Source organism: Actinoallomurus sp. CA-142502 (assembly GCF_050936355.1).
Lineage (GTDB): Bacteria > Actinomycetota > Actinomycetes > Streptosporangiales > Streptosporangiaceae > Actinoallomurus > Actinoallomurus iriomotensis.
The window spans coordinates 4,246,020-4,258,853 of record NZ_JBNJMY010000001.1; the positions used below are offsets into that span (position 1 = coordinate 4,246,020).

At 71.6% G+C, this 12,834-nt stretch carries 12 protein-coding genes; 6 read left to right on the forward strand and 6 right to left on the reverse strand.

Features of this window, described 5'->3' with window-relative positions; genetic code table 11:
- The first annotated feature begins 89 nt into the window (after nucleotides 1-89).
- The 5 genes from ACQEV1_RS20540 to ACQEV1_RS20560 all read left to right on the forward strand — a co-directional run bounded on the left by ACQEV1_RS20540 (nucleotide 90) and on the right by ACQEV1_RS20560 (nucleotide 5,762).
- Complete coding sequence (locus ACQEV1_RS20540; protein ID WP_433395248.1) at nucleotides 90-1,244, forward strand: hypothetical protein; 1,155 nt, start codon at nucleotides 90-92, stop codon at nucleotides 1,242-1,244.
- Nucleotides 1,238-2,551 (forward strand): histidinol dehydrogenase, encoded by a 1,314-nt coding sequence (hisD, locus tag ACQEV1_RS20545; RefSeq protein WP_285616658.1) that lies wholly within the window; start codon nucleotides 1,238-1,240, stop codon nucleotides 2,549-2,551. Before ACQEV1_RS20540 ends, hisD begins: the two co-directional genes overlap by 7 nt.
- A gap of 4 nt (nucleotides 2,552-2,555) precedes the next feature.
- Nucleotides 2,556-3,521 carry a sugar kinase gene (locus tag ACQEV1_RS20550; protein ID WP_433395251.1) on the forward strand — a complete coding sequence of 322 codons (966 nt, stop codon included), beginning with the start codon at nucleotides 2,556-2,558 and terminating at the stop codon, nucleotides 3,519-3,521.
- A 76-nt stretch (nucleotides 3,522-3,597) separates the two neighbouring features.
- A complete protein-coding gene (locus ACQEV1_RS20555; RefSeq protein ID WP_433395253.1) occupies nucleotides 3,598-3,741 on the forward strand; it encodes a hypothetical protein in 144 nt (47 codons plus the stop codon).
- A 470-nt stretch (nucleotides 3,742-4,211) separates the two neighbouring features.
- Entirely contained in the window at nucleotides 4,212-5,762 is a 1,551-nt protein-coding gene (locus ACQEV1_RS20560; RefSeq protein ID WP_433395255.1) for a hypothetical protein, read from the forward strand.
- A 235-nt stretch (nucleotides 5,763-5,997) separates the two neighbouring features.
- Here ACQEV1_RS20560 and ACQEV1_RS20565 read toward each other — a convergent pair whose 3' ends face one another.
- The 4 genes from ACQEV1_RS20565 to ACQEV1_RS20580 form a co-directional block, all read right to left on the reverse strand.
- Complete coding sequence (locus ACQEV1_RS20565) at nucleotides 5,998-6,681, reverse strand: hypothetical protein (RefSeq protein ID WP_285616649.1); 684 nt, start codon at nucleotides 6,679-6,681, stop codon at nucleotides 5,998-6,000.
- Between the two features lie 43 nt (nucleotides 6,682-6,724).
- Nucleotides 6,725-7,495 (reverse strand): S1 family peptidase, encoded by a 771-nt coding sequence (locus ACQEV1_RS20570; RefSeq protein ID WP_433395257.1) that lies wholly within the window; start codon nucleotides 7,493-7,495, stop codon nucleotides 6,725-6,727.
- A gap of 126 nt (nucleotides 7,496-7,621) precedes the next feature.
- Entirely contained in the window at nucleotides 7,622-8,905 is a 1,284-nt protein-coding gene (locus tag ACQEV1_RS20575; protein ID WP_433395259.1) for an erythromycin esterase family protein, read from the reverse strand.
- A 47-nt stretch (nucleotides 8,906-8,952) separates the two neighbouring features.
- Nucleotides 8,953-9,594 carry a CatB-related O-acetyltransferase gene (locus ACQEV1_RS20580; protein ID WP_285616646.1) on the reverse strand — a complete coding sequence of 214 codons (642 nt, stop codon included), beginning with the start codon at nucleotides 9,592-9,594 and terminating at the stop codon, nucleotides 8,953-8,955.
- Between the two features lie 96 nt (nucleotides 9,595-9,690).
- Here ACQEV1_RS20580 and ACQEV1_RS20585 point away from each other — a divergent pair, with 96 nt between their 5' ends.
- Nucleotides 9,691-10,332, forward strand: a complete 642-nt coding sequence (locus ACQEV1_RS20585) for a TetR/AcrR family transcriptional regulator (protein WP_285616645.1) — start codon at nucleotides 9,691-9,693, stop codon at nucleotides 10,330-10,332.
- 3 nt (nucleotides 10,333-10,335) lie between these two features.
- Here ACQEV1_RS20585 and ACQEV1_RS20590 read toward each other — a convergent pair whose 3' ends face one another.
- Together ACQEV1_RS20590 and ACQEV1_RS20595 are read right to left on the reverse strand one after the other, a co-directional pair.
- Complete coding sequence (locus ACQEV1_RS20590) at nucleotides 10,336-11,763, reverse strand: rhamnulokinase (RefSeq protein ID WP_433395262.1); 1,428 nt, start codon at nucleotides 11,761-11,763, stop codon at nucleotides 10,336-10,338.
- Nucleotide 11,764: 1 nt separating this feature from the next.
- Complete coding sequence (locus ACQEV1_RS20595; protein WP_285616643.1) at nucleotides 11,765-12,763, reverse strand: LacI family DNA-binding transcriptional regulator; 999 nt, start codon at nucleotides 12,761-12,763, stop codon at nucleotides 11,765-11,767.
- Nucleotides 12,764-12,834 lie beyond the last annotated feature (71 nt).

The window sequence follows — 12,834 nt, forward strand, 5'->3', positions numbered from 1 at the left end:
GGTCTTGCCTCGCCGATACGCCACTGACACACTCCCTTCCACGACATATCGATCATATATCCAATATTTGGGAGATAAAATTGCGCCGGATGGCACCGGTGGACGCCTCAGCGGTGTACGTCTTCCCGGAGGACGTGCTGCTCACGGGGGCGGAGCGGATCTGCGAGCTCGCCCACGAGCTCGGGGTGGGCGCGGTGTCGGTGTGCCTGCGCTACCACGCCTCCCGACGATGGATGCCGCGGCACCGTACGTTCGCGCACAGCCGCTCCGGCGCGATGTACTGGCAGGCCGAGGCCGGCGCGTACGGCGCGCTGCGGCCGGGACGGGTCGTCGACGAGGCGATCGAGGCGGCGCTGCATCGCCTCCGACGGACGACCGACCGTCACGGCCTGGCGTTCCACGGCTGGCTCGTCGTCCTCCAGGACGCCGGCGTGGTCGCCGCGCACCCCGACACCGCGACCACCACATTCGACGGCCGTCCGCATACGGAGCTGCTCTGCCCGGCCGGCGAGCGCGTCCGCGGGTTCGCGGCCGACCTCGTCCGCGACGTCTGCGCCCGGTTCGCACCGCGCCTGCTCGACCTCGAAGCCGTCTTCTTCCCCTCCTGGCAGCAGAGCTACGCCGTAGCGGTGGAGATCGACACGGTCCGCGAGGAAACACGGCGGCTGGTCACGCAGTGCGCGTGCGCGAACTGCCGTTCGCTGCTCGCGCGCCACGGCGTGGAGCCGGGTGACCTGCGCGCCGCGGTCGAGGCGTCGGCCTCGTACGGGTCCGCCGCCGGGCCGGAGGCCGGCCCGCTGCTCGACCGGATCGCCCTGGCGCGGGCCGAAGGCGTACACGCGCTCCTCGACGAGGTACGCGACGCGGCGCGCGCCACCGGGACGCTGATCCGCCCGCTGGTGTTCGCCGACGCGGACGGCGCCCGCCTGCAGGGGGCATGGGGACGGGGGCTGGCGGCGGCCGACGCGGTGGGGATCGGCGCGGACCTGACCGGCGGTCTCGACGCCGACGTACGCGAGGTGATCGCCCCGCCCCCGACGCCGGTCACCGTCTCACTCACCTGGAGCCCCGGTTGGACGCCGGACGTCGTCGACGCGGGCGTCGCGGCGCTGATGTCCCAGGGCGTCCACGCGGTGAACCTCTACAACCTCTCGCTGGTCCCTTCCGGCCGGCTGGAGGATCTGGCAGGTGTGGCGCGCCGGTTCCGGCCGGCCATCGGAAAACTGGGAGGTGCTGGATGGTAGTGCTGAAGGCGGCGAGTACGACGGCCCCGGCGCAGCGGACGGCCGTGGCCGACGTGGTGACGGGCATCATCGAGGACGTCCGCGCGCGTGGTGACGAAGCGGTGCGGGCCTACTCGGAGAGATTCGACTCCTGGTCGCCGTCGAGCTTCCGGCTCGGCGAGGAGGAGATCGCGCGGATCGTGGGGCGCGTACCCGAGACGGTTCTCGACGACATCCGTTTCGTGCAGACGCAGGTGCGGGAGTTCGCCCGGTACCAGCGTGACTCGTTGACCGACATCGAGGTCGAGACCCTGCCGGGCGTACGCCTGGGCCACCGGCACATCCCCGTCTCCGCGGCCGGCGCGTACGTGCCGGGCGGCCGGTACCCGTTGGTGGCATCGGCCCACATGACGGTGGTGACGGCGAAGGTGGCCGGCGTACGGCGGGTCGCCGCCTGCACGCCGCCGATCCGCGGTGCGGTACCCGACGCCACGGTGGCGGCGATGCACCTGGCCGGCGCCGATGAGATCTATCTGCTCGGTGGCGTGCAGGCCGTGGTGGCGATGGCCCTGGGCACCGAGTCCATCGCCCGGGTGGACATGCTCGCGGGGCCGGGCAACGCCTACGTCGCGGAGGCGAAACGCCAGTTGTTCGGGGAGGTGGGCATCGACCTGTTCGCCGGGCCGACCGAGATCCTCGTGCTCGCCGACCACACCGCCGACCCGTTCGTGGTCGCGGTGGACCTGCTCAGCCAGGCCGAACACGGGCCGGACTCGCCGGCCATCCTGATCACCACGTCTCGTTCCGTCGCCGACCAGGTGATCGGGCACATCGCCGAGATCCTTCCCGGGATGCCCACACGGGACATGGCCGAGCCGGCCTGGCGCGACCACGGCCAGGTGCACGTCGTGTCCGACCTGGACGAGCTGTACCGGCTGGCCGACGAGTTCGCCAGCGAACACGTCGAGGTGCTCACCGCGTCGCCCCGCGAGGCGCTGGACCGGATGCGGAACTACGGCGCGCTGTTCCTCGGCGAGGGCACGTGCGTGTCGTACGGGGACAAGGTGATCGGCACGAACCATGTCCTGCCGACCCGCGGAGCCGCCCGCTACACCGGTGGGTTGTGGGTCGGTAAGTATTTGAAGACGGTGACCTACCAGGAGGTGCTCGACCGGCAGGCGAGCGCGCGTCTTGGCCGGGTGTGCGGCCGGGCCAGCCGGGTGGAGTTGTTCGAGGGGCACGCACGTTCGGGCGACGTGCGTGCGGCGAAGTACGCCGGCGACTCGTTGCCGTGGTCCCAGCACGACGTCTCGGCCGGCCAGAGCTGAGCCGATGTCCGGTACGCCCGAGGTCGTGACATGCGGCGAGGCGATGTTGCTCTTGCTGGCCGAGCCGGGCGTGCCGCTGGCGCGGGCACGCCGCTTCGGGTCCTCGGTCGCCGGGGCCGAGAGCAATGTCGCCATCGGGCTGGCCCGCCTCGGCCACTCGGTGCGCTGGATCGGTTCGGTGGGGTCGGACCCGGCAGGGGACGCGGTGCTGAGCATGATGCGCGCGGAAGGCGTCGACGTCTCCACGGTCGCCGTTCACCCAACGGCTCCCACCGGCCTCCTGCTGCGCGACAGCCACGCGACGCGCGGCATCGACGTGCAGTACCACCGCGCCGGCTCGGCGGCGTCGGCGCTCGCGCCGGAGTCGGTGCACGCGCCGCTGCCCTCCGGCACCAGGCTGCTCCACCTCACCGGCATCACCGCCATGCTCTCCGACTCGACCCACCGGCTGACCAGACACTTGATCGACACGGCGCGCGACGAGGGAGTGATGGTCTCGTTCGACCCGAACGTCCGCCACAAACTCGGCGCTCCGGATCGCTGGCGCACGGTAGTGGGTCCCCTGCTCGGCCAGGCCGATCTGGTGCTGGCCGGCGCCGACGAGTTGGAGATGCTGACCGGACAGGACGCGGAACGCGCGGTGCGCACGTTGCGCGACGGCGGTGTCGAGGGCGTGGTGGTCAAGTACCCCGACAAGTCGACGGTGCTGACGAACGCCGCCGGCACGTGGGCACGGCCCGCGTTCCCCGTACCGGTGACGGATCCGGTGGGCGCGGGCGACGCCTTCGCGGCCGGGCTGCTCTCCGCGCTGTTGCGCGAGGTCCCGCCCGACCGCGCGCTGGCGGAGGCGGCGACCGTCGCGGCGCTGGTCGTCCAGTCCGCCACCGACATCGACGGTCTGCCCACGTCCGCCCAACTGGCTCGGGCGCTCGCGCACCTCGCCGGCCATTCCGATCCGGTGTACCGCTGACGGCGCGGGAGATGTGATGTGTCGCGGGGAGGTCATGCCGAGACCCTGATCGACGCCGGGGGAGTGGGTTCGCGCCATGGAGATGGGCGCCGACGCCGTCAAGCTCTTCCCGGCGTCCGCCTCCTCGCCGGCGGTGCTGCGCGACATGCTCACCGCGCTGCCGCGGGTACCCGTCGCCCTCCGGCCGGAGCGATCGCGTGCGGAATCGGCTCGGCGCTGACGGCGGCGACGCGACCGGTGATCTGCTGGATCGGCGGCCGCGGCACGCCGAGCGCTCGCGGACCGTCGGCCCACCATGCGCCGGCCGCGCCGACCCTCCGCGCACGTCACGGAGCCGGCGGAACGCCGGTGCCACGGTGGGCGCGATGCCGTCCTGAACGGCTCTTGCGTGGTCCACGTCACCCTGATACACATATTCAGTAAGCCGAATATATTTACGAAATACCGAATAAAGCGGGATGCGCGAAGGAGGGCGCGCTCCCGGAGTGCCACGACCACCGCCGGTCGGGCCTGACCTCGGCGGTCGTGTTCCCCAAGCCGTTCTCTCCCGACTCCCACCCGCCGGCCGGGCACGCCCCACCTCGCGCGGATCGCCTCCGCTCCCGTCGCACCGACCGGTCCGGGCCGGACGTCACGTCCCGGCCCACCTCATCGACCGCTTCTCCTGACGTCCCCCACGAAGGAGTCACGATGCGAAGATCCCTCACCTCCACCGCCCGGCTCGCCGTCACCGCCGCGCTCGCCGCGGTCCTCACCACCGGCGGCGCCGCGAGCGCCGCCCACCCGGCGCGTACGGCGCGTACGGCGCGCCCGGCCGCCCTTCCGGCCGCGCCGACCACGAACCGGCCCTGGGTCCCCGCCGACGGTGTCCGGGCCACGCACCCCGGCGGCAACACGATCGGCACGCAGGTGCGGGAGGCCAAGCCGCGCAAGGACGGGTACCGGCACATCGACACGCCCCGGCTCATCAAGCGGCTGAAGGAACTACACGTCAACACCTTCTACTACACGGTGTGGGACATGCCCACCGACTGGGCCGACTTGAAGGACGAGTTCGCCCCGGCCGCCCAGCGCGCCGGCATTCGCGTCTGGGTGGGCCTCGCGCCGCCCAGCGAATGCTTCCCCAACGACGACGCGCACCTCGCGGGCCGCTGCTCCCGCCCGTACGAGACCGACTTCCTCACCTGGGCCGACCAGGTCGCGCGGCTGTCGAAGACGTACTCGAACGTGGTCGCCTGGGCCATCGACGACTTCCTGGCTTCCGACAACGCCAAGCTCTTCACCCACGACTACCTCAGCCGCATGCGGCAGATCACCAAGTCGATCAACCCGGACCTGGGCCTGTACACGATCGCGTACTACGGCACCGCCACGAACCCGGGCTTCTACGCGACGTACGGCGACGTCATCGACGGCGTCGTGTACCCCTACCTGGGCAAGGACAACAACACCAACGACGCGTCGGCCGTCGCGGCGAACCTCGACGCCATCCGGACGCTCACCGAGCAGAAGCACCTCAGCCTCATCCTGCTCGACTACTCCGGCCGGCTGCTCGACAGCGTGCTCGCGCCCACGGCGCGGTACGTCAACGACGTGCTGGACGTCGGCATGCGCTACACCCGCGAGCACAAGATCGACGGCGTGATCTCGTACGGCACCCAGCTCACCGGCGAGAACCTCACCGACCCCAGCCAGGGCCCGCGCCAGGGCGACGGACGCCTCGCGCTGACCGTCGCCCCGCATGTCGGCACCAGAACCGGCGACTACGCGGAGGCCTCCCAGGAGGTCACCGTCGACCCGACGTCGCCGCGGTACGAGCTGTCGTGGTGGCACCGCGACCCGTTCTACGGCGGCCTGGGCGGCTATCACTTCAAGCAGGTGCTGATCGATGACCAGGTCATCTGGGAGTCCGACGTCACCGACTGGTTCAACTTCATGTGGATCAACGGCTCGGACCGGCAGGGCCCGGTGGACGTCACCCAGTTCGTGAAGGGCAAGAAGAAGGTGAAGCTGTCCTTCCGTCTGTACGAGAGGCAGGGTGTGGGCGACTACTACACCGACGCGACCTTCGACGACCTGTCCTCGATCGGCCTGGACATCCGCGACCCCGGGTTCGAGCACCCGTCGGCCTGGCAGATCAGCGGCAACAGCGATCACGTCAACGCGACCGTGCACGTGTACCACCACGACGAGCCGGAGCGGATCTTCCGGACCGTCGCCAGGCAGTTCGCACGGCACTGACGGCCGCCGGCGGTCATCAGGGCGGTGTCGCGCCGGGTCGGACTCACGTCCGTGAGTCCGACCCGGCCGGACGCCGGCGGCCGCCGGAACCTCGGATCGGCGCCTCCACGGGTACGGGAATGTCCGGGCCGTCGCCGTGGAGCAGGACGGACGCGTCGAGGACGCGGGCGCGTAGAGCCGCGACCGGCGGCAGACCACCCGTGACCAGATCGACCAACGTCCCAGGGCGGTGGACCTAGCTCGGTACGCCGAGGACGGCCGCGAGCCGGCGGAGCCGGTCCACGCCCGGCGGGATGTGCTCGGGCGTGAGGCGGTGCCTCTCGACGACCATGAGTTCGCCGCCGCTGATGCTCCAGTTCGGCGCCTGGTCGCGCAGGTGCGCGTCGATGAGGGCGGGGGACAGGAGCGCCCGCGCCGCGTACGGGTCGGCCGCGTCCACGCGGAAGCGCCGGTCGAACTCCGGATGCCCGATCTCGGTCCCCGAATGCCCGCCGAGGGACTGGAGTACCCGCGAGCCCAGGCTGCGGTTGCCGACCGTGATCTCGGGCCACATCCCCGGCAGCGTCGCGACGAACACCGCCAGGTTGACCTCGATCGTCTGCGTGCCCTGGGAGTTGGTGCTCGTGGTCTCGTACCGGCAGTCGGCGGCGGTCACCGGCAGCACGCCAACGGTCCCGTACGCGAACCGCCGCATCCGGAATCCCCGCAGGTGAGCGAGTCGTGGCCGCCAGCGGGTGGCGGCGTCGCCCTCGTGCATCCGCCACCCGCTGGCCATGGTCCAGGCGTAGAGCGCGTCGAGGCGGCGCCGCTCGGCCTTCATGCTCGCGGCACCCAAGGCGCGGAAGAGCACGACGGTCCCGGCGACCACGACACCGGCGACGAACAGCAGCACGATTATCAAAGCCACGAACCCGCCCATGGCAGCATGATCGCGGATGCCGCCGGTTCCCGCGACGAATCGGTCAGGGCAGGGTGACGTACTTGCCGAGGAACGCCCGCGCCGTGGGCGTGTCGAGCCGGTAGTCGAGGTTGGTCATCCGGCACGCGTCGTCGTCACCGCTGATCGTGGTGGCCACGACCAGGTCGGAGGTGGGCCCGCCGAGGAAGTTGGGGCCGCCCGAGTCGCCGAAGCAGGTGCTGCCGTCCTTCTTTCCGTCCATCGACAGCTTGAGCCACGAGCGGGTGAGGCTGCCGAAGGAGATCGACGTGAGACGGCGGGTGTCGGAGTAGTGGTACGTCTTCCCGTCGCCGGTCGGCAGGGCCGAGCCGTAGCCCACCGGGGTGAACACCGACTTGCCCAGGGTGCCGTTGGCCTCGAGCCGGTCCAGCAGCCCCGCGGTCGGCAGGCGTGCGGGCTTGATGCCGGCGATGGGAGTGCTGAAGACGACGACCGCGATGTCGTGGAGATCGGACTTCTCGGTGTAGTCGGGGTCGGCCACGTAACGGCCGACGTAGACGCCGGAGCCGAGCTGGTAGTGGCTGGAGAACGAGACCAGCGCGGTCTTCTGGCCGTTCTTACCGCAGTGGGCGGCGGTGAGGAAGACGGTCGGCGAGATCAGCGTGCCGGTGCAGTACGACCAGGTGCCGTCGGCGTACGCCTTGGCGTTGACCATGGCGCCCACGGCCGGGTGCGTCTCGCCGTCGGGCGTGCCATTGGTGATCGCTGATGCAGGAGCAGGGAGGAGGACCGCGATCAGGGCGGCAAAGACCGCGGCAAGGGGGACAAAACGCATGCACGCACCTTAATGCCGCAGGTCACCGTATGGGTAGGCAAGTTACCATCTGATGTAGATATGAGTAAAAAATCTACCTAAGTGCTCGCTCGTGTCCTGAGTGACGGAGGAGACGGGGCGGGATTCTCAGCCCTTGACGTCGTCGGCCACGGTGGAGGTCGAGGTGCTGAGGATGCCGTCGAACGCCTCCAGGACGGGGGTGTGCACGTAGGCGCTCTGGATCCGGATGCGGTCGGGACCGGTGCCGCCGGGGAGTTCGCGGCGGGCCCGGCGGAGATCGGCGACGGCGAGCCCGAGGCCGGCGTCGGCGAAGGCGGCTTCGACGCTTCCCGGCTCGGGCGGCTCCAGCGGGGTGTCGTCGACGACGAAGCCGAACCGCGCGTTCTCGTCGCGGCGCATCTCCGCCGTGTGGCCGGCGGTGCTCGTCAGGCCGAGGGCGAAGTAGTCGTCGCCCAGCATGCCGCGCAGGTGCTGTCCCATCGGCAGTCCCGTGAGGTGACCGTCGAAGGAGATCGGCGACGTCTGGAGGTGGGCGTTGTGGGCCGCCAGCACGACGCGGGTCCCCGGTTCGAGGCGCTCCAGGTGCCAGCGGACCGAACCGGCCATGTAGACCTCCCGGGCCGAGGTGTCGGCGGTCAGGCCGGTGCCGGCGAACAGCTCGGCCATGGCGCGGAACGTGTAGTCCCCGTGGCAGGCGCCTTCGAGGCGTCGCAGGGCGATGTCGTAGCTCCGCTGGTCGCCGCGGGAGACGTACAGCGGTTCGACGGAGCGGAACCGGATGAGCAGCCGCATCAGGACCGCGCTGAGGGCGTCCTGGTCGGCGGTGGCCAGGCGCGCCCACGCGGGCGCGGCCACGGCCGCGGAGTCGCCGGCGAACGTCTCGGCGATCCGCATCGCCGTCTCGACCGCCGGCAGGACCTCGGGATCGATCTCGCGCAGGTAGTCGGCGACCGGAGCCAGGGCGGGAAGCAGCGACCCGCCGGCCGCCGGAACGTCGATCCCGGCGAAACGCACCGGTCGCGAGGTCGTGCGGTTGTGCCGGCGGATCCAGCGCAGCGGCTCGTCGAGGCCCACGGGGATCGCCGCGGCCGTGCGGGCCGACAGGTCGTCGTCCGTGCCCTCGCCCCGCGCCCACGCGTCGAGGGGGAAGCCTTCGCTGAAGCCGTACTCGAAGGCCAGGACGGCGAAGCCGCGGCGTTCGACCAGGAACCGCAGGATGCGCCGGCGCAGAAGCGCGAACTCGTTGATGAAGTGGGAGTTCTCGCCGATCGCGACGACACGCGCGTCGCCGATGACGTCGCCCAGCGGCTCGAGGTCGTCGAGCGGCGCCTCGGGGTCGAGGTGGGTGAGCGGGACGGCATGGCCGCGAAGCCAGCCGGCGAACGGGTCGTGATGGGGGGAGGCAGGCACGTCGGCAACTCGATTCTCAGTGACTGGTCGTCCTTCGCCGGGGCCGGTCAGCGGTCCGCGGCGTTCTCCAGGTCGTCGATGCCGCCGGAGATGATCGTGGGAATGTGCTCGGTGATGTGCTGGAGCGGCCAGTCCCACCAGGCCAGGGCCAGGAGGCGGTCGATGTCCGCGTCGCTGTAGCGGCGGCGGATGAGCCTGGCCGGGTTGCCGCCGACGATGCCGTAGTCGGGGACGTCGTCGACGACGACGGAACCGGAGGCGACGATCGCCCCGTGGCCGATGCGGACGCCGGGCATCACCATGGCCCGGTAGCCGATCCAGACGTCGTTGCCCACCACGGTGTCACCCCGCCCGGGCAGGCCGGTGATGAGGTCGAAGTGCTCGGCCCACGAACCACCCATGATCGGGAACGGGAACGTCGAGGGGCCGTCCATGCGGTGGTTGGCGCCGTTCATGATGAACCGCACGCCCTCACCCAGCGCGCAGAACTTCCCGATGACCAGTTTCTCCGGCCCGTAGTGGTACAGCACGTTACGGGTCTCGAAGGCGGTCGGGTCGTCCGGATCGTCGTAGTAGGAGAACTCCCCGACCTCGATCAGCGGCGAGGTGATCAGCGGCTTCAGCAGCACCACCCGCGGCTGCCCGGGCATCGGATGCAGCACGGTCGGGTCGGCGGGAACGGCCGGCATCGAGTCTCCCTCCTGAGAAGATGTGTCTTAGTGCGACAAGCGACGCATTAAGATACTGGCATGACACCGTCCGACCGAGCAAACGGGTTACCGGCGATGACTTCCGCAGCGCCAGGACCGAACGACGCCCCGCCGACCCGGCGCCGGCCCGGTGGCCGTACCGCCCGCATCCGTACGCAGGTGCTCGACGCGGTCCGCGCGGAGCTCGGCGAGCACGGCTACGACGGGCTCACCATGGACGCCGTCGCGGCCCGCGCGGGCGTGCACCGCGCGACCGTGTACCGGCGCTGGGGCGACGTCGGCGGCCTGCTCGCCGACGTCCTCGACGCGGCCGGCGACGACGACTGGCAGCCGCCGGACACCGCCTCGCTGACCGGCGACCTGGCGGCGCTGAACCAGGAGATCCAGGCGGCCCTGACCGCGGAGCCGCCGGTCATGGCGGCCCTGATCGCCGCGTCGTTCCGCTCGGAGCAGGCCGACCACGCGCAGCGGCGGCTCTGGGAGGACCGGTACGCCCGCTGCGAGGTCATCGTCGACCGCGCCGTCCGGCGCGGCGAACTCCCGCCGCACACCGACGCCCGGCGGCTGCTCATCGCCGCGACCGCGCCGGTGTACCACCAGCTGGTGCTTCTGCGCACGCCACCGGACCCGCACCTGCCCGACCACGCGGCCAGGACCGCCGCTCTCGCCGCGTCCGCCGGTGCCTTCGCCGTGCCCCCGCCGGCCGGCGGGGGATGAGCTCTACGGCAGGCCGATGCGCGCGGCGGCGCGGTCCCAGGCGGTCTCGTCGCCGCGTGGCTCGTACGTGACGAGCTCCTGGGTGCGGCGGACGAGATCGCGGGGGTCACCGTCGTAGCCGTCCGCGCGGGCCTGGACCAGTGCGTTGCCGATGGCGGTGGCCTCCACCGGGCCGGCGACGACCGGCAGGCCGCAGGCGTCGGCGGTCAGCCGGCACAGCAGCGCGTGGCGTGCCCCGCCGCCCACGATGTGCACCACGTCGACCGCGCGCCCGGACAGCCGCGACGCCTCACGGATCGCCGCGCGGTGGCCGAGGGCCAGGCTCTCCAGGATGCAGCGGACCGTCTCGGCGCGGCCGGCCGGCGGACGCTGTCCGGTGCGCTCGCAGTGCGCGGCGATGCGGGCCGGCATATCGCCCGGCGGCAGGAACTCCTGGTCACCCGGGTCGACGAGCGCGGCGAACGGCGGCGCCTCGGCCGCGGCGGCCAGCAGGGACGACAGCGACGACGCCGTCTCGCCCCACGCGCGCAGCGACTCCTGCAGCAGCCACAGGCCCATGATGTTGCGCAGGTAGCGGATCGTCCCGTCGACGCCGACCTCGTTGGTGAACCCGGCGGCGCGGCTCTCGGCGGACAGCACCGGAGCGGTCAGCTCCACCCCGGCCAGCGACCACGTGCCGCACGAGACGTACCCGAAACGCTCGTCGGCGGCGGGTACCGCGAAGACGGCCGAGGCCGTGTCGTGCGAGCCGACGGCGGTGACGGGCAGCGAGGACGGCAGACCGGCGCCCGCGGCGACGTCGGCGCGCAGCGTGCCCACGGGGGAGCCGGTCGGCCGCAGCGGCGGGAACAGGGAGGGCGGCAGGCCGAGCCGCTCGATCAGCGGGTACGCCCACGCGCCGGCCCGCACGTCGTACAGGCCGGTGGTCGAGGCGTTCGTCACCTCGGCGCCGATCGCGCCGGTCAGCCAGTACGCGAGCAGGTCCGGGACCATCAGCAGCGTACGGGCCTGCGGGGGCAGCGGGGAGGACAGCAGCTGGTAGACGGTGTTGAACGGCAGGAACTGCAGGCCGCTCACGCCGTACAGGGTGTCCGCGCCGACCTCGGCGACCACGCGTTCCAGGACGCCGTCCGTACGGCCGTCGCGGTAGTGGACCGGGTTGCCGATGAGGGCGCCGTCCTCGTCGAGCAGGCCGTAGTCGACCGCCCAGGAGTCGACGCCAACCCCGTCGCAGGCGTCGGCCGCCCGCAGCCCGGCGAGCACCTCGCGGTACAGGCCGAGCACGTCCCAGTGCAGCGTCCCGGCGACGCGCACCGGCTCGTTGGGGAACCGGTGCGCCTCGCGGAGGACGAGTTCGCCGGCGCCGACGCGTGCCACCATCACCCGGCCGCTGGAGGCACCGAGGTCGACCGCGGCGTAGGTACCCGCCATCTCAGCCGCTCGACTCGCGGACGACCAGCTCGGGCTGGAACATGATCTGCTGGTGCGCGTGGCCGGCCGGGTCGTCGCACTCGTCCAGGAGCAGCTCGGTGGCGATCTTGCCGAGCTGGTACGTCGGCTGACGGATCGAGCTGAGGGGTACGGCGGCGGCCGAGCTGAACTCGATGTCGTCGTAGCCGATGAGCGCGACGTCCTCGGGGACGCGCACGCCCGCCTGGAGCAGGACGCGCAGCACGCCGAGGGCGAGCAGGTCGTTCGCGCAGAACACGGCGTCCGGCAGCCCCTCGTCGAGGAGGGTACGGGCGGCGAGTTGCCCGCCGTGCGCGTTCATCTCCGGGACGACGATGTCGGTCAGGTCGCCGGGCAGAAGGTCGGACGTCTCCAGCGCCCGCAGGGCTCCGCGCCGCCGGTCGCTGCACTGGCGTATCGCCTTCGGGCCGCTGACGAACGCGAGCCGCCGCGCGCCTTTCTCGATCAGGTGACGCACCGCGAGCTCGCCGCCGGCGACGTCGTCCACGGCGACCGAGCACACGTCACCGGAGGCCGAATGGTCGACGAACACGACCGCGACGCCGTGTTCGCGGAGCCGCAATAGATCGGAGGTGTCGTCGCCCGCCGGAGTGATGAGCACACCGCGGACCCGCTGTTCGGCCAGGACCCGCAGGTTGCGCGCCTCCTTCTCCGGCGACTCGCCCGAGTTGCACAGGATGACCGCGTGGTCGCGGTCGCTGACGACGTCCTCGACGCCGCGCGCGACCTCGACGAAGAACGGGTTGCCGACGTCGAGCACGACGAGCCCCACCGCCCGGCTCTGTCCCGCGCGCAGGGTCGACGCCGAGCCGTTCCGGACGAAGCCGAGTTCGCGGATGGCCTCTTCGACGCGCGAGCGGGTCGCGGCGGCGACGCGCTCGGGGCGGTTCAGCACGTTCGAGACCGTGCCGGGAGACACACCGGCCCGCCGCGCGACATCCTTGATGCCCACGGTCACCATCGCCGCGCCTCCTCCAGCCAGTGGCGTTCACTAAAGCGAACTCATTAAAACGTGTCAACCGGGACCGGGCG